The sequence below is a fragment of the Lysobacter sp. M2-1 genome, from assembly GCF_022662495.1.
Taxonomy (GTDB): Bacteria; Pseudomonadota; Gammaproteobacteria; order Xanthomonadales; family Xanthomonadaceae; genus JAKPBU01.
Genome location: NZ_JAKPBU010000011.1, coordinates 92,938 through 110,371, shown reverse-complemented (window position 1 = coordinate 110,371; position 17,434 = coordinate 92,938). Strand labels below are relative to the sequence as shown.

Genomic DNA, 17,434 nt, shown 5'->3' with positions numbered 1-17,434 from the left:
GCCCGCGAGCCCGGCATGGGTTAGCGTCGCCGCATGCATCGCGCTGCCCGCAATCGCCGCAACAACAACCGGACGCCCTGGGGGCGGGACGGCGGTTAGGCGCGGCTGCAAGCACGCACGACACTTCCGAAACCCGCGCCTGGCGCGGGTTTTTCGTTGTTCGCTTCCTGATAATGCTGGAGAAACCTGATGTGCTCGATCCTTGGCGTGTTCGACTTCCGCCCCGGCGCGGACCTGCGTCCGCTGCGTCCGCTGGCGCTGTCGCTGTCCGCGCGCCAGCGTCATCGCGGCCCCGACTGGAGTGGCGTGCATAGCGACGCGAATGCGTTGCTGGTGCACGAGCGGCTGGCGATCGTCGATCCTGCCGGCGGCGCGCAGCCGATCCTTTCTGGCGATGGCGCACTGGCGCTGGCGGTCAACGGCGAGATCTACAACCATCGCGATCTCGAGCGCCGGCTCGCGCATCCCTATGCGTTCCAGACCGGTTCCGACTGCGAGGTGATCAATGCATTGCATCGCGATGGCGAAGCGCCGGAAACCTGGCTGGGCCGGCTCAACGGCATCTTCGCCTTCGCGCTGTGGGATGCCGACGCCAGGCGCGTGCTGATCGCGCGCGATCACATGGGCATCTGTCCGTTGTACTGGGGCCATGATGCCGACGGCCGGCTGTGGGTGGCATCGGAGATGAAGGCGCTAGTACGCGTGTGCGACGACGTGGCCGCGTTCCCGCCCGGCCATGTCTACGACAGCGCCAGCGGCACTCTGGTGCGCTGGTACAAGCGTGCCTGGCGCGAATACGACGCGGTGCAGGGCGTGGCCGCCGACAGGGCCGAGCTGCGCACGGCCTTCGAACGCGCGGTCCACCGGCAGATGATGAGCGACGTGCCCTACGGCGTGTTGCTGTCGGGCGGCCTGGATTCGTCGCTGGTCGCCGCCTGCGCGGCCAAGTTCGCGCGCAAGCGGATCGAGGATGACGATCGCGGCGAAGCCTGGTGGCCGCGGCTGCACAGCTTCGCCATCGGCCTGGAAGGCTCGCCGGACCTGGCCGCCGCCCAGGTCGCCGCGGACGCGCTGGGGACCGTGCATCACGGGTTCACCTATACCTTCGCCGAAGGCCTGGACGCACTGCCGGAGGTGATCCGCCATATCGAGACGTATGACGTCACCACCATCCGCGCATCGACACCGATGTACCTGCTGGCGCGGCGGATCAAGGCGATGGGGGTGAAGATGGTGCTGTCGGGTGAGGGCAGCGACGAGCTGTTCGGCGGCTATCTGTACTTCCACAAGGCGCCGAACGCGCGCGAGTTCCACGAAGAGCTCGTGCGCAAGCTCGACGCGCTGCACAGCTTTGATTGCCTGCGCGCGAACAAGTCGATGATGGCCTGGGGAGTTGAGCCACGGGTGCCGTTCCTGGATATCGAGTTCATGGACGTGGCGATGCGCATGGACGCGCGGCACAAGATGGGCGGCACGGCGCCGGACGGCAGCAGACGGATCGAGAAATCCGTGCTGCGCGAGGCGTTCGAGGGTTACCTGCCGCACGAGATCCTGTGGCGGCAGAAGGAACAATTCAGCGACGGCGTCGGCTACGGCTGGATCGACGGCCTGAAGGCGCATGCCGGGGCCAATGTGAGCGACGCCGAATTCGCCGAAGCCGAACGCCGCTTCCCGTTCAACCCGCCGCAGACGAAGGAGGCGTATTTCTACCGCCGCATCTTCGAGGAGCTCTTCCCGGGCGAGGCCTGCGCGCGCACGGTGCCCGGCGGCAAGTCGATCGCCTGCTCCTCGCCCGCCGCGATCGCCTGGGATGCGGGTTTCGCGAACGCGGCCGATCCGTCGGGGCGTGCGATCGCCGGCGTGCACAACGCCGCACTCGCCTAGATCGAGGAACCACCTGTGGGAGCGGCCTTGGCCGCGATTGCTTTTTGCTACTCACCCCGGGGGACCATCAAAACCGGGCCAAGGGGCGCCCACGCGGGGGCGCGCGCTCTCTTTTTTTTTTCCCCTCCCCCCGTCCCCACACACCCCCCCCCCCCCCCCCCCCCCCCCACGATGTGGGGTGGAGCGCGACCTACGGCGTGAGCCGCAGCGTGTGCTCCGCCTTGCCGGGCAGGAACGGCGTCGGCCGGCCATGCACCCAGTCGTCGTGGCCGGCGCCCCAGAAGGGCGAGAGGAAATGGCCGCTCTGGCCGCCGGGCATGTGGATGATGCCGTCCTCTTCGTGCCCTGGCGACACCACCATGCGTTCGGACGCGCCGAAGCGCGGACCCTGCACGCGCGGCATGGCCGTGTCGCCGGGCAACTGGTCGGCCGGCATGCACAGCATCCGCCTGCCGACCAGCGGAATCGCATTCGCCAGCGGATGGCAGATGTCGGCGGTATTGCGCTCGCCCCAGGTGCGGGCGGACAGCGGCCCCTGCGATGCGAGTTCGTCGTGGACTTCCTTCGCGGCATCCTCCAGCAGCGCGTCCCAGCTGTCGTAGCGGCGCGAAAGCAGATGCTGCGGGCGCTGGCGCAGCAGCGGCCAGACCACGCCCTCCAGCTGCGGCAGGTCGGGCATGACGAAGTCTTTGCCGAGCGCGGCCTGCGCCGGGGCGGTCAGGCCGTCGGCGATGCGCGCGTGCACGGCCAGGCGCCAGGCGCGGACGACCCGGTAGGCGACCGAACCGGTGCTCGCACGCCCGGTCCAGTCGCTGGCGGCATCCGAGAGCGCAGCCAGCGCCGGAGTGCGCGACACCGCGGCCTGGTGCACCAGCAGCTTCCACCAGCGCTCCAGGAACACGGCGCGGTCGTCGAGCTGGATCGCCAACAGATCGCGTTCGGTGAGCTTGTCCTTTGCGAAGAGGTCGTCGCGGATCTGCTTTGCACGCGCACCGAGTGCGTAACCGCCGTCGCCGACTTTCTGCAACGCTTCGCCGTCGAGGGTGCGGTTGTTGGCGGTCCAGAGGCGGTGCGAGTCCGGATCGGCAAGCATTGGCGTTTCCGCCGCTGTCATCGGGCGACCTTCGCAACCTTCACCTTCGCGCACAGCTTCCGTTGGGTCCGGATGCGTGGACTGTTGCCCTGCACCGATGCTCGGAAGTGAAGCGCCTTTGGCTTTGATGTCGCGAACTTCGTTCAACACAGGTCTGGGCTGCCCCAGCAATGCAAGCGCATAGCGATCGCATCCCGGGACGTGAGTCGGAACGTTTCCGGAAATCATCCAGGCGATACGCCCAGTCCGATCCGCGATGACAAAATTTTGCGCCGGCAATCCGATCAGCGGGCTACCGAGGACATTGTCGACCGAACGCATCGTGGCGGTCCTGGCCAGATCGAGCGAGATCGCGTCCGGAGAGTAGGCCGACCACAGGTTCGCGACCCAGATATCGCCGGGTGGAGTCTGCGTGATCGGAATGGCCGACCGAGTGCCGGGCCATTGCAAGGGCTGAAATTCCGGGATGTGCAGGTCCAAGGGCGGCGAACCGCGGACGAGGATGCGTTCGATATCGATGCGTGCGTTTTCGGATTGTGCTTCCAGACACGAGTCATGTGCTTTAACGCAGGGAACTCCGGCATCCGAGTTATCGACATAACCGTTGGTGAAACCCCAAGCCACATGACCGTTGCTGCCAACGATGACGGCCGGTAACCCAGGCAGCGTGAATCCTTGCACGTCGGTCCTACCGCCAGGTGCGGCCGGATCGCGATAGCGCAGGCGTGCACGAAACCAGATATTGGGTGCGCGCAGTCCTAGATGCATGTCATCGGCAACGATCGCGCGCCCATCAGGAGTCAGTTCGCCAGAAACGGCGAAGTTGTTGCTTCCTGGGGTGCCTTTGGACGCCAGCGCTTGCACGCCGTCGCGCGGCGGCGCGGGCAGATCGCGCAGATCGACAAGAGCTGCCTCAGGCAGCTGCGCATCGCCTCGCGGTTCGCCGAAGAGGGGTGCGTCCCAGCTGGTGCCATCGCGGGCGAGCAGTGCGAACAGCGCAGGCGGCAGATGCGGCCGGATCTTTATCAATGCGAGTTCGCGCGTGTTTTGCGCATCCTGCAGATCGAAATACATGGCGAATCCGACCAGTGCGGAATCCACCATCTGCCACGGTTCCGGTTTTGCGCGCAGCAGCAGGTAGGGCCATGGGCGTACATCCAGGGCGAAGAGTCCGGCGTGGACGCCGTCGGTGTATGCCTGCAGCTGCGGGAGTTTGTCGCCCGCGATCCGGTCGAGGTTCTGCATCACCCGCGCCCGCATCCGATGCATACGGTGCTTCTTGTCGGTCTCCAGCGCGATCGGCCCGAACAGCTCGGACAATTCCCCCGCGGCAGTGCGCCGCATCAGATCCATCTCGAAGTAGCGCTCCTGCGCATGCACGTACCCGAGCGCGCGCATCGCGTCGGTTTCGTTGGCCGCATCGATGGTGACCACGCCCAGCGCGTCGCGCTGGATCGTTACCGGTGCGGACAGGTCGCCGAGGACCACCTCTCCGTCGAGCTGCGGCAGGCTGGCGCGAAGCAGCCACCAGGCGAGGATGGCGAATACAAGGATCAGCCCGAGCAGCAGCAATGCCAGACGCCTGAACCAGCGGACCATGCGTTTACTCCCCAGATGCATCCGTCATTGTAGGAGCGCCGCTACGGTGCGACGGGCTTTCGTGATGCGGGCCGTCGCGGCCAGGGCCGCTGCTACAGGCGGCGCTCGATCCGGTAGGCGCAGGTGACCAGCGCGGTGACGCCTTCGGCCACGAAGCCCGGTTCGCGCGCGAGGATGTCGCGTTGCTCGAGCAGCGCAACCGACCATTCGGCCTGGAACAAGGAAACAACCTCGGCTTCGCTCACCGAGAACGGCGGCCCCGACTTTTCGTGCTGGGGGTATTCCAGCGTGACCACCAGGCCGCGGCAGTGTGCGGGCAACAGGGCGTACACACCGGCGTAGCGCCGGCGCATGTCCGGCGGCAGCGCGATTAGGGCGGCTCGGTCGAACACTGCGGCGCACCCGGCCAGAGCATCCGCATCGAGGTCGAAGACATCTCCGCAGATGATCTCGACGCTGCCCGCCGCGTAGTGGCGCCCGTACCTGGAGTCGCGGACCTCGGGGTCGAGCCCGTGCTCGGCGAAAAACTGCTCCACCGCCTGTTGCGACAGCTCCGCGCCGAGCACGCGATGGCCACGCGCGGCGAGCCAGGACATGTCCAGGCTCTTGCCGCACAGCGGCACGAACACGCACGATCCGGCCGGCGCGTCGATTGCGTCCCAATATTGCTCGAGCAGCGGGGTGGCCTGCTGCTGGTGGAAGCCGATCTGTCCATCGCGCCAGCGTTGCAGCCAAAAATCAGCCTTCATCCATCCTCCATTGCGTGCACTGTATGCACGATGCCGTGGGAGCGACATCTGTCGCGAACGCTGTCGGGGCTGTCGGAAGCGGTAGCGAAGGCATTCGCGGCAAAGCCCGCTCCCACGGGTACATCGTGCCGGGGGTAACCCCGACCTACTCGACGGAGAGACCGTCGACCTTCTGCCATCCTCGCGGCAACAGTCCGCCGCGCTGCCCACGACTGCCGAGGTAACCGTCCAGTTCCTTGAACGACAGTGTCATGGTGCGCGTGCCGGATTTGAGCGCCAGCTTGCTTCCCGGTGGAACCACCGCCACCGCTACCACGCGTTCGGTGCCGCGCTTGGCCTTGGGGATCTCGATGATCTTGTTGCCCTTGCCCTTGTCGAGTTCCGGCAGCTCCGCCACGGGGAAGGCGAGCAGATGACCGGCACTGGTGACCGCGACGATGCGGTCGGTGTCGACCCCGGCGACCATCGCCGGCTGCAGCACCTTCGATCCCGGGGTGAGCGAGAGCATCGCCTTGCCTGCCTTGTTGCGGCCGGTCAGGTTCTCGAAACGGGTGACGAAGCCGTAGCCATGCGATGAGGCGATAACGAAACGGTCGTCGTTGCCGCCGCTGGCAAGCGCCTGGAACGTGCCGCCAGGCGCGGGCGAGAAGCGGCCGGTCAGCGGTTCGCCATTACCGCGCGCGGAAGGCAGGGTATGGGCGAGGGTCGAGTAGCTGCGGCCGTTGGAATCGAGGAACGCCACCTGCTGTGTGCTGCGCCCCTTCACCGTCGCCAGCAGGCTGTCGCCATCACGGTACGAGAGCGTGGTGGCATCGATGTCGTGGCCTTTGGCCGCACGGACCCAACCCTTCTCGCTCATCACGATGGTGACCGGCTCGCTGGGGACCAGTTCGGTCTCGTCCAGCGCCTGCGCCGCGCCGCGCGCGACCAGCGGCGAACGCCGCGCATCGCCGAACTTCTTCGCGTCGGCGAGCAGCTCGTCCTTGATCAGCTTCTTCAGCTTGGCCTTGCTGCCCAGTGTAGAGATCAATCGGTCGCGTTCGGAGTCGAGCTCGTCCTGCTCGCCCCGGATCTTCATTTCCTCCAGCCGCGCCAGCTGCTTCAGCTTGGTATCGAGGATGTAATCCGCCTGCTCCTCGCTCAGGTCGAAGCGGGCGATCAAGGCGGGCTTGGGCTCATCCTCGCTGCGGATGATGCGGATAACCTCGTCGAGGTTGAGGAAGGCGACCAGCAACCCTTCCAGCAGATGCAGGCGGCGTTCTACCTTGTCCAGCCGGTGCTTGAGGCGACGCGTCACCGTGTCGGTGCGGAACACCAGCCATTCGGACAGGAAGGTCTTGAGGTTCTTGACCTGCGGGCGGCCGTCCAGGCCGATGATGTTGAGGTTGACCCGGTAGCTCTTCTCCAGGTCAGTGGTGGCGAACAGATGCCCCATCAACTGCTCGACATCGACCCGGTTGGAACGCGGGATCAGCACCACCCGCACCGGGTTGGCGTGGTCGGATTCGTCGCGCAGGTCTTCCAGCCACGGCAGCTTCTTGGCGCGCATCTGCTGCGCGATCTGCTCGATCACCTTGCTCGGGCTGACCTGGTAGGGCAGCGCGGTGATCACGATGTTCTGGCCTTCCCTGACAAACGTGGCGCGGGCGCGCACGCCGCCGTTGCCGGTTTCGTAGATTGTGCGCAGGTCCGCTGCCGGCGTGATGATTTCGGCCGTGGTCGGGTAGTCCGGCCCGAGCACGTGTTCGCACAGGTCGCGCACGCTGGCATCGGAGTCGTCGAGCAGGCGGATGCAGGCACTGACCACTTCGTTGAGGTTGTGCGGCGGCACATCGGTGGCCATGCCCACCGCGATGCCGGTGGTGCCGTTGAGAAGCAGGTGCGGCAGCCGCGCCGGCAGCCAGGTCGGTTCCTCCAGGGTCCCGTCGAAGTTGGGGTCCCAGTCGACGGTGCCCTGTGCCAACTCGCCCAGCAGCACTTCGGCGATGGGCGTGAGCTTGGACTCGGTGTATCGCATCGCCGCGAAGCTCTTCGGGTCGTCCGTCGAGCCGAAATTGCCCTGGCCATCGATCAATGGATAGCGGTACGAGAACGGCTGCGCCATCAGCACCAGCGCTTCGTAACATGCGCTGTCGCCGTGCGGATGGTATTTGCCGATCACATCACCCACCGTGCGCGCCGACTTCTTTGGCTTGGCGCCTGCGGCCAGGCCCAGCTCGCTCATCGCGAAGATGATGCGCCGCTGCACCGGCTTGAGCCCGTCGCCGATGAAAGGCAGGGCGCGGTCGAGCACCACGTACATCGAATAGTCGAGATACGCGCGCTCGGCGTACTCGCGCAGCGGGATCTGTTCGAAGCCGTGGAAGGCGGGGCGCGGCAGATCGTCGGTCATCGAGAAAGGGCAGATTCGGTCGTGATGCCGATTCTACCGGTGTTGCCCGGATGGCGATCGCAGGAGCCATCGCAGGCGTGACCGTACAGCGTCAGGTGATCAGTTCGAACGTCCCGGACACGCCCTCCGCCTCCGCCGACGGCGCAATCCAAAGGTCGAAGCTGCCCGCTTCGACCGTCGGTTTCAGGTCCTGGCCGATGAACTGCAGGTCCTCGCGGCGCAGGGTGAAGCGCACTCTCTGGCTCTGGCCGGGCTTGAGCGTGATCTTGCGGAAATCCTTCAGCTCGCGCACCGGGCGGGTGATGCTGGCCGCGCGGTCGCGCACGTACAGCTGCACCACTTCCTCGGCCGCGCGTGTGCCGGTGTTGCGGATCCTGGCGCTCACGACGAGCTCGCCGTTTGCCATCAGCTTGCCTTTGCCAATGTCGAGATCGGAGTACGCGATCTTCCCGTAGGTCAGCCCATGCCCGAAGGGGAAACGCGACTCGTTGAGCAGGTTGCGGAAGCGCGCCTTGTATTCCTCGAGCTTTTCGGGCGTCGGATTTGGACGGCCCGTGGGCTTGTGGTTGTAGTAGTAGGGCGATTGCCCGGACTCCTGCGGGAAACTCACTGGCAGGCGGCCCGAGGGGCCGTAGTCGCCGAGCAGCACGTCGGCCAGGGCGTTGCCGGTTTCCGAGCCGAGGAACCAGCCGACCAGGATCGCGGGCGCGTCGAGCACCGCGCCCTCCAGGGCCAGCGCGCGGCCGTTGCGCAACACGACGACGATCGGCTTGCCGGTTTTGGCGACCGCTTCGGCCAGGGCCTGCTGCGCCGCGGGGATGACGACTTCGGTCCGCGACTGGGCTTCGCCCGAGAAGTTCGAGGGCTCGCCCAGCGCCAACACCACGACATCGGCGGCATTGGCGGCAGCGACCGCGGCCTCGATGCCGCCCGCGACCGGCGCCTCGATGCCGCTGCCTGCTACCACCGTCAACTGCGCCCTGGCGTTGCGCAGTCCGGTGGCCAGATCGATGGCGTCGTCATCCTTGCCGAAGACGGTCCACGGCCCGACCAGGTCGCGCTGGCCGCTGGCGAAGGGACCAATCAACGCGATCTTCTGCGACTTCTTCAACGGCAGGACGTCGCCCTCGTTCTTCAGCAGCACGATCGAACGCCGGGCGCACTCGCGTGCGAGTTCGCGGTATGCCGGTACGCGTTCACGCGTGACCTGCTGATCCTTCGGCGCCACTTTGATCCGCCGGAACGGATCGTCGAACAGCCCCAGCGCGTGCTTGACCGCCAGCACCCGGCGGACCGATTCGTCCAGTTTTTCCATCGGCACCGCGCCTTCGGCCACCAATGCCGGAAGGTGCTTCAGGTACAGCCCGCTCTGCATGCTCATGTCCACGCCGGCCAGGAAGGCGAGCTTCACCGCTTCCTTCTCATCCGCGGCAAAGCCGTGCGCGATCAGTTCCTGGTCGCCGGTGTAGTCGGAGACGACCAGACCGCGGAAATTCCATTCGCCGCGCAGCACGTCGCTGAGCAGCCAGGTGTTGGCAGTGGCGGGCACGCCGGAGAGCTCGTTGAACGAGGCCATGGTCGACAGCGCACCCGCTTCGAAGCCCGCCTGGAACGGCGGGAAATAGACCTCGCGCAGGGTCCGTTCCGACACGTCGACGGTGTTGTAGTCCAGGCCGCTTTCGCCCGCGCCGTAGGCGGCGAAGTGCTTGGGGCAGGCCAGCATGGCGTCGCGATCCGACAGTGATTTGCCCTGGAAGCCGCGGACCCGCGCCTGCGCGAAGCGCCGACCCACCAGCACGTCTTCGCCCGCGCCTTCCACGCCGCGGCCCCAGCGCGCATCGCGGGCGATGTCGACCATCGGCGCGAACGTCCAGTCCAGGCCGGCCGCTGTGGCTTCGACCGCCGCCGCGCGCGCGGTGCGTTCCGCGAGTTCCGGCTCGAAACTCGCGGACTCGCCCAGCGGGACCGGGAACACGGTGCGGAAACCGTGGATCACGTCGGCGGCGAAGATCATCGGGACCTTCAGGCGGCTTTCCATCGCCGCCTGCTGCAGGCGCTGGTGCCAGTCGACCTGGGAGCCGTTGAAGATGCCCGTAAGCCGGCCGGCGCGGGCGGCGGCCAGCTGGCCTTCCACTGACGCCTCGACCTGCGGGTTGATCGCCGCTGCCGCCGCGTCACCGAACAGGGCGGTGCCCAGCAGGGTGAGCTGGCCGGCTTTCTCCTCGACCGTCATCCGGCCGATGAGGGCCTCGATGGATGCGGGCAGGACCACGCTGGACGGGCCGAGCGCCCAACCCAGCGGCGAGCGGCCGAGCAGGGCCAGCGCACCGGCCCCGGCAATGAACCCGCGGCGGGAAAAGCGCGAAGCCGGCGGCGCGGCGGACGTCGGTAGGGTCATGGCGGCTCGGGTTGTAAACGGTTACAGCGACCTTAGCGGAGGCCGCTCCCATTGCAAAGTCCCTTCAGATGGACCGCAGCTTGGGCCCGCGCGAAGGGTGGGGAAGCGAACGCATGCGAACGCGGCGCAACGCGCGGGGAAATCGGGTTCGAAACCCGGACAAGTGCGCCGCGTTGCGCGATCCATGGCGGATGCACACGCGTGTGCATCGGAGGCGAATACGGGCAACAAAAAACCCCGCTTTCGGCGGGGTCTCTTGAATCTGCATATGGTGCCCGGGAGAGGACTCGAACCTCCACGAAGTTGCCTCCGCTAGCACCTGAAGCTAGTGCGTCTACCAATTCCGCCACCCGGGCGGGTGGGCGCGTATGTTGCGGTGCGGGGCAGGCGATGTCAACGCACACCGGGGCTTGCCGGAGCGCCGTGTACCATCCGCGCGATGACCAAATCCCCAGGCAAGCGCGGCGGTGGCCGCCGCGGCTCGACACCGTCAAAACCGTCGCCGTCCGCACCCCAGAACAGGCGCGCCCCTTCCAAACGACCGCCGTGGATGCCCGAGCCGGGTCCGTCCGATGTCCCGGGTCGCACCGGTCGGGGCCGCTCCGACCGGTCGGCCTCCGCGCCACGCAACGACGGACCGTTCCGTGACCCACATGCCGGCCGCGAGGCCGAGCGTTATGCCGACCCCATCGCCAGCCGCGAGGCCATCCTGCAGGTGCTCGCCGCCGCGGACGGCCCCATGGATGCCGACGCGCTGGCCGCGCACCTCGGCCTGGACGCCCCGGACCGGCGCGCCGCACTCGACAAGCGGCTCTCGGCGATGCGCCGGGATGGGCAGCTGCTGGAAAACCGGCGCGGCCACCTGGCACCTGCCACCCAGCTCGACCTGATCCCGGGCACGGTGATCGCCAATCCCGAGGGCTTCGGCTTCCTGCGGCCCGACAGCGGCACCGGTGACGATCTGTTCCTGCCGCCCTCCGAAATGCGCAAGGTGCTGCATGGCGACCGCGTGCTGGCCAGCGTCACCGGCGTGGACCGGCGTGGCCGCAGCCAGGGCGCGATCGTGGAAGTTCTCGAGCGCCGCATCAGCCGTCTGATCGGTCGCTTCGAATCCGAGGCCGGGATCAGCTACGTCGTGCCCGACGATCGCCGCATTCAGCGCAACGTGCAGATTCCCGCCGACGCGAGCCAGGCCGCCAGGCACGGGCAACTGGTGGTCTGCGAGATCGTGCAGCCGCCCACCGCGCAGCGCCCGCCGATCGGCCGGGTGCTTACGGTGCTCGGCGACAAGCTCACGCCCTCGCTGGTGGTCGAGGCCGCGATCCACGGGCACGACCTGCCGCACGAATTCCCATCCGCGGTGCTGGCCGAAGCCAGCGCCGTGCCGCTGGAAGTCGATGCCGCGACCGCGGCGCGGCGCGTCGACCTGCGCGCCCTGCCGCTGGTCACGATCGACGGCGAGGACGCCAAGGATTTCGACGATGCGGTGTATTGCGAACCCAACCGCCATGGGTTCCGGCTCGTGGTCGCGATCGCCGATGTGTCCCACTACGTCCGTCCCGGCACGGTGCTGGACGAGGAGGCGACCCGGCGCGCCACGTCGATCTATTTCCCGGGTTTCGTCGTGCCGATGCTGCCCGAGACCCTGTCCAACGGCATCTGCTCGCTCAATCCGCAGGTCGACCGGCTGTGCATGGTCTGCGACATGCAGGTGGGGCGCGATGGCGAGGTGACCGAATCGAAGTTCTACCCGGGGGTGATGAACTCGCACGCGCGCCTGACCTACACCCAGGTATGGAATGCGGTCGCGCCGGAGACCGCGGTACCGGTGGATGATCGCGACGCCGCGCTGGCGCGCATCGGTCGCCTGCTGCCGCAGGTCGAGCGCCTGCACCAGCTCTATCAGGTGCTGGCGAAGGCGCGCAGGAAGCGCGGAGCGATCGAATTCGAATCCTCGGAAGTGCGCTTCGTGATCGGCCCGCAGGGCGAGGTGGTGCAGGCCGGCATGCTCCAGCGCAACGATGCGCACAAGCTCATCGAGGAATGCATGATCGCGGCCAACGTGGAGGCGGCGAAGTTCCTGCTCTCGCGCAAGGTGCCGGCGCCGTACCGCATCCACGACCGGCCGCCCGAATCCAAGTACGCCGACCTGCTCGAGTTCCTCAAGGAATTCAAGCTGTCGATGCCGGCATGGTCCAAGGTCCATCCCGGCGATTACACCCGCCTGCTGGAGAAGATCCGCGACCGCCCCGACGGTGCGCTGATCGAGTCGGTGCTGCTGCGCAGCCAGTCGCTGGCGGTGTACCAGCCCGACAACCTCGGTCACTTCGGCCTGGCGCTGGGCGCCTACGCGCACTTCACCTCGCCGATCCGGCGCTACCCCGATCTGCTCGTGCATCGCGCGATCAAGCATGCGCTCGATCCGCAGGATCCGACCGGGCATGCCTACACCCCGCGCGAGATGGCCACGCTGTCGCTGCAGAGCTCCGAGCGCGAGCGCCGCGCCGACGAGGCCGAGCGCGAAGTGGACGAGCGCTACCGGGCTGCGTGGATGGAGCAGCACGTGGGCGGTCAGTTCGACGGTGTGATCAGCGGCGTGACCAGCTTCGGCCTGTTCGTGGAGCTGGACGATTCCAAGGTGAACGGCCTGGTCCACGTCACTCAGCTGGCGAACGACTTCTACCATTTCGATCCGATCCGCAAGACCTTGAGCGGCGAACGCCGCGGGCGCGAGTACCGCCTGGGCGATCGGGTGCGGATCGTCGTGCTCAAGGCTAGCCTGGAAGAGCGCAAGATCGATTTCCGCCTGGTGGAGGAGGGCGTCGGCGAACCGAAGCCGCGTCCGCCCCGCGGCGCGCCGGCGAAGCGGAGCAAGAAGAAGTATTGACATAGGGCGGGCCCAGGCCCGCCATCGGATGGACCTCGGGCGGCCCCTGGCCCGCCATCGGGATAATGAGAAAGCGACGGCGGGCCAGGGCCCGCCCTACGGACGAGAGATGAGCAAAGATTCCCAATGGATCGCCGGCATCAATGCGGTCGCCTCGGCGATCGAGCATGACGCCGACAACGTGCGCGAAGTCCTGCTGGAAGCCGGCGCGAAGAACCCGCGCATCGGCGAGATCGAGGGCAATGCACGCCGCCATGGCATCGATGTGCGTCGGGTCGCGCAGCAGGCGCTCGATGGCGTGGCAGGCGGACTGCGCCACCAGGGCGCGGTCGCGCGCTATGCCGCCGCCAGGACCTGGGACGAGCACGAGCTGCCGGCGCTGGTCGAAGCCGCCGCGGGCCGGGCGCTGGTACTGGTGCTCGACGGCGTGCAGGATCCGCACAACCTCGGCGCCTGCCTGCGCAGCGCGGCAGCCGCCGGGGTCACCGCGGTGGTGATCCCGAAGGACAAGGCGGTGCAGGTCAATGCGACCGTGCGCAAGACCTCGGCCGGTGCCGCAGACAGCATCCCGGTGTTCCGGGTGACCAACCTGTCGCGCACCCTGCGCGATCTGCAGAAGCTGGGGGTGTGGATCTACGGCTTGGCCGGCGATTCGGATGCAACGGTCTATGCCACCGACCTGACCGGCAACGTGGCCCTGGTGCTCGGCGGCGAGGCCGACGGCCTGCGCCGGCTCACCCGCGAGTACTGCGACCGGCTGGTGTCCATCCCCATGCCCGGAGCGGGCAACGTCGAGAGCCTCAACGTGTCGGTGGCTGCCGGGGTGTGCCTGTTCGAGGCGGTTCGCCAGCGTCAATAAGGAGGGTGGGTGCATGGCCTGTTGCACGAAGCTGCGCGGCTGCCTGGTGCTGGCGGTTGCTCTGCTGGCGATCCCGATTTCGGTTCAGGCGCAGGAACGTCAGCGTGCGCGCGATCTCGGCGTCGCGCCGGGCATCTTTGCGCCCGGGCGCTGGAACGCCATCACCGACGTGGCGGGCGTGCGGGTCGGGCAGGTCACCCTGCACGAAGGCGAACGCATCCGCACCGGCGTCACCGCCATCCTGCCGCATGAGGGCAACGCCTACCGCTCACGGGTACCCGCCGCAGTGCATGTCGGCAACGGTTTCGGCAAGTTCGTCGGCATCAGCCAGGTCGCCGAACTGGGCGAACTGGAAACGCCCATCCTGCTCACCTGCACACTGTGCGTGTGGAAGGCGGCCGATGCGATGGCGGAATGGATGCTGGAACGGCCCGACATGCGGCAGGTGCGCTCGATCAATCCGGTCGTGGGCGAGACCAATGATGGCGGACTCAACGACATCCGTGCGCGCCCGCTCTCTGCCGAAGCGGTGCGCCGCGCGCTGGAAGGTGCGCGCACCGGCCCGGTGCAGGAAGGCAGCGTGGGCGCGGGAACGGGCACCGTCGCATTCGGCTGGAAGGGCGGCATCGGCACTTCATCCCGGGTCCTGCCGGAATCGCTCGGCGGCTGGACCGTCGGGGTGCTGGTGCAGAGCAACTACGGCGGGGTGCTCCAGGTGCTCGGGGCGCCGGTCGGGCGCGAGCTGGACCGTTACGCCTTTCAGAATGCGGTCGCGCAACAGCGCGGCGATGCGAGTCAGGCTTCGGGTCCGGCCGACGATCGCGGCGACGGTTCGGTGATCGTGATCATCGCGACCGACGCCCCCGTCGACGATCGCAACCTCGGTCGGATCGCCTCGCGCGCGATGATGGGCCTCGGGCGCACCGGCAGCTCCGCCTCCAACGGCAGCGGCGACTACGCCCTGGCGTTCTCCACCGCCGCGTCCGTGCGCCGCGCCTACGACGCGACGCGCCTGCAGACCGCGCAACTCGCGAACGAAGAGATGAGCGCGCTGTTCCAGGCCTCGGTCGACGCGGTGGAAGAGGCGGTGTACAACTCGCTGTTCATGGCGACCACGGTCAGCGGCAACGGCAAGACGGTCGAAGCGATTCCGCTGGACCGGGTGCGCGAGATCCTGTCCCGCCACGGCGTTCGATCGGCACCCGGCGATGATCCGGCCGCGGCCGGCGACGCACGCTGAGCGCGGGAGCCGGCGACATGCGGGCCGTAGCCCGCCCATGATCTCCGAGTCTTTGGTGCGGAGATTCGCTGTGCGGTTACGGCGCCGGCCAGGCGTTGGCGATGGTGCAGAACAACCGCGCGGTTTTTTCCGCGTCGTAGACCGCCGAATGCGCCTCGTCGCTGTTCCAGGTGTCGCCCGAGGCCTGCACGGCGCGCGCGAGCACGGTCTGCCCGTAGGCGACTCCGGCGAGCGAGACCGTATCGAACACGCTGAAGGGATGGAACGGATTGCGCTTGTGACCGCTGCGCGCGACCGCAGCGTTGACGAAGTTCAGATCGAAGTGGGCGTTATGCCCCAGCAGGATCGCGCGCTGGCACTCGTGCTTGCGCACTGCCGTGCGGACCGCTGCGAACACATGGTCCAGCGCCGCACGTTCGGGCTTGGCAAGGCGGAACGGATGATCGAGGCGGATGCCGGTCACTTCCAGCGAGATCGGATCGATCTCGGTGCCCGGCGCCGGCTCGAGGTGCGCGCTGGCGGTTTCACCGCACACGTAGCGCCCGGACTCGTCCAGGTCGATCGGCACCACCGCGATTTCCAGCAGCGCATGCCGGTTCCAGTCGAAGCCCCCCGTCTCCACGTCCACCGCAACCGGCAGGAAGCCGCGGAAGCGCTGTTTCATCGGCCGGATCGCGGCTTGCGTGGCGAGGAGATTTTCCATGCAACAAGCCTAGCAGAGCCGTTCGAGTTGACTTGCGGGCGCTACCGGACGCCGAGGAGCACGCCTTCGCCGCGCAACCGCTCCAGCATCGCCGCGCCTTCCTGCAGGAATGCATCGCGATCGGCGGCCTGCGCTTCTTCGGCGAGCCGGGACAGCGTTTCCGCGCCCGTGCGGGCAGCGTCCTCTTCCAGCAATTCAAGCAACCGGTAGACCAGCGGCGAGAGTTCGGAAAAATGCACCTCGCCGTCGGCGCCTCGGCGTACCAGCAGCAGAGTGGGCGCGGGCGGAGGTTCATCAGGCAGCTGGTCCGGCCCAATCGCATGCACCGGCCAGCGATAGGCCAACGGCCAGGCCAGCGGCGAGGCGACCGGGATGCCAGTCAGCAGGTTTCCGTGCGGGTCGTGAGCTGGCACGGTGGTGGCGGAGATCTGCAGCGCCAGTTCGATCCATTCGTAATGGGCGAGTTCGGCCAGCCAGGCCGGGTCGTCGGCGCCGGCCTGCTGCCGCTGCTGCAGGTAGCGGACGAATTCCTCGCCGATCTGCGGAAACAGCGGCGTGTGGCTGCGAAAATCCGCGAAGAAGTCGTGCACCAACGCAGCCCAGCGGTCCTCAGCGAGGGTCCGGCGGATCACCGGAAAATTGCCCGCAAGCAAGGTGCGTATGTTGTTGGCGAACAGGTCGCGATAGACCGCCAGCCGCCGGTCTTCGATGCCCTCCGGCGGCGGACTCCGCGCCGGATCGCGCAGGTGTGCGGCGAAAGCATGCAGCTGCCGACCGAGTTCGCTCACGGCGACGCAGCCTGGAGTTCGCGGATCCGGGCGACTTCGGCCAGCAACTCGGCAAGCGGTGGAAAGTGGAAGTCGCGTTCAAGCAGGGTCGGACGCACTCCGTGCAGGCGATAGGCGTCGCCGAGCAGGGACCACACGTCGTCCTTCACAGCGGTTCCGTGGGTATCGATCTTCAGATCCTCGGCCTGGTCGTAATGGCCGGCAATGTGATAGCTGGCGATGCGCGATGCCGGCATCCTGGCCAGGAAATCGCGCGCGTCGTAGCCGAAGTTGATGCTGTTGACGTACACGTTGTTGACGTCCAGCAGCAGGTCGCAGTCGGCTTCCTCGAGCACGGCGTTGATGAAGTCCGCCTCGTCCATCGCCTGCCAGGGAGCGGCGTAATAGCTCACGTTCTCCACCGCGATCCGACGCCCGAGCGCGTCCTGCGCCTGGCGGATGCGCGCAGAGACGTGTTTCACCGCTTCCTCGGTGAACGGAATCGGCATCAGGTCGTAGAGGTGCCCGCCGTCGGTGCAATAGCTCAGATGTTCGCTGTACAGACTTACGTCATGACGGTCGAGGAACTCGCGCGTGCGGCGCAGGAACTCCTGGTCCAGCGGGTCGGGGCCGCCGAGCGACAGCGAGAGACCGTGGCAGGTGAGCGGATGGCGTGCGGCCAGCACCTCCAGTGCCGCGCCGAGTTTTCCACCCACGCCGATCCAGTTGTCGGGCGCGCACTCGAGGAAATCGATGCTGCCGGGCGCAGCTTGTCCTAGCGGTTCGAGCAGGGCGCGGCGCAGGCCCAGGCCGGCGCTCTTGTCGGGCGTGATGGCGTTCACGCCGGTGACGCTATCTCAAAC

Annotated in this window: 11 protein-coding genes and 1 tRNA gene; 4 read left to right on the top strand and 8 right to left on the bottom strand. The window is 67.4% G+C overall.

Annotation, left to right across the window (positions count from 1 at the left end; all coding sequences use genetic code 11):
- Window positions 1–189 precede the first annotated feature (189 nt).
- Window positions 190–1,884 carry an asparagine synthase B gene (asnB, locus tag MC375_RS15765; RefSeq protein ID WP_242104374.1) on the top strand — a complete coding sequence of 565 codons (1,695 nt, stop codon included), beginning with the start codon at window positions 190–192 and terminating at the stop codon, window positions 1,882–1,884.
- Window positions 1,885–2,074: 190 nt separating this feature from the next.
- Here the strand turns inward: asnB and MC375_RS15760 are convergent, their stop codons facing one another.
- The 5 genes from MC375_RS15760 to MC375_RS15740 all read right to left on the bottom strand — a co-directional run bounded on the left by MC375_RS15760 (window position 2,075) and on the right by MC375_RS15740 (window position 10,471).
- Entirely contained in the window at window positions 2,075–4,576 is a 2,502-nt protein-coding gene (locus MC375_RS15760) for a penicillin acylase family protein (protein ID WP_242104373.1), read from the bottom strand.
- Between the two features lie 92 nt (window positions 4,577–4,668).
- A complete protein-coding gene (locus tag MC375_RS15755) occupies window positions 4,669–5,325 on the bottom strand; it encodes a thiopurine S-methyltransferase (RefSeq protein ID WP_242104372.1) in 657 nt (218 codons plus the stop codon).
- 145 nt (window positions 5,326–5,470) lie between these two features.
- The gene (gene parC / locus MC375_RS15750; protein WP_242104371.1) at window positions 5,471–7,717 is read right to left on the bottom strand and encodes a DNA topoisomerase IV subunit A; all 2,247 of its coding nucleotides are present in this window, start codon (window positions 7,715–7,717) and stop codon (window positions 5,471–5,473) included.
- Window positions 7,718–7,808: 91 nt separating this feature from the next.
- The gene (locus tag MC375_RS15745; protein ID WP_242104370.1) at window positions 7,809–10,115 is read right to left on the bottom strand and encodes a glycoside hydrolase family 3 N-terminal domain-containing protein; all 2,307 of its coding nucleotides are present in this window, start codon (window positions 10,113–10,115) and stop codon (window positions 7,809–7,811) included.
- 269 nt (window positions 10,116–10,384) lie between these two features.
- A tRNA-Leu gene (locus MC375_RS15740) sits at window positions 10,385–10,471 on the bottom strand.
- Window positions 10,472–10,665: 194 nt separating this feature from the next.
- Between MC375_RS15740 and rnr the strand changes: the two genes are divergently transcribed.
- The 3 genes from rnr (at window position 10,666) to MC375_RS15725 (ending at window position 15,101) form a co-directional block, all read left to right on the top strand.
- On the top strand, window positions 10,666–13,002 hold the full coding sequence (gene rnr, locus MC375_RS15735; protein ID WP_242104369.1) for a ribonuclease R: 2,337 nt from the start codon (window positions 10,666–10,668) through the stop codon (window positions 13,000–13,002).
- Window positions 13,003–13,111: 109 nt separating this feature from the next.
- Complete coding sequence (gene rlmB / locus MC375_RS15730) at window positions 13,112–13,861, top strand: 23S rRNA (guanosine(2251)-2'-O)-methyltransferase RlmB (protein WP_242104368.1); 750 nt, start codon at window positions 13,112–13,114, stop codon at window positions 13,859–13,861.
- Between the two features lie 13 nt (window positions 13,862–13,874).
- Window positions 13,875–15,101 carry a P1 family peptidase gene (locus tag MC375_RS15725; RefSeq protein WP_242104367.1) on the top strand — a complete coding sequence of 409 codons (1,227 nt, stop codon included), beginning with the start codon at window positions 13,875–13,877 and terminating at the stop codon, window positions 15,099–15,101.
- Window positions 15,102–15,177: 76 nt separating this feature from the next.
- Here MC375_RS15725 and rnt read toward each other — a convergent pair whose 3' ends face one another.
- Genes rnt through MC375_RS15710 form a run of 3 tightly spaced genes read right to left on the bottom strand, consistent with a single transcriptional unit; the run spans window position 15,178 to window position 17,413 of the window.
- On the bottom strand, window positions 15,178–15,804 hold the full coding sequence (gene rnt, locus MC375_RS15720) for a ribonuclease T (protein WP_242104366.1): 627 nt from the start codon (window positions 15,802–15,804) through the stop codon (window positions 15,178–15,180).
- A 41-nt stretch (window positions 15,805–15,845) separates the two neighbouring features.
- Window positions 15,846–16,592: a putative DNA-binding domain-containing protein gene (locus MC375_RS15715; protein ID WP_242104365.1), complete on the bottom strand. Its 747-nt coding sequence runs from the start codon at window positions 16,590–16,592 to the stop codon at window positions 15,846–15,848.
- A complete protein-coding gene (locus tag MC375_RS15710) occupies window positions 16,589–17,413 on the bottom strand; it encodes a DUF692 domain-containing protein (RefSeq protein WP_242104364.1) in 825 nt (274 codons plus the stop codon). The genes MC375_RS15715 and MC375_RS15710 overlap by 4 nt, the downstream gene beginning before the upstream one ends.
- Window positions 17,414–17,434 lie beyond the last annotated feature (21 nt).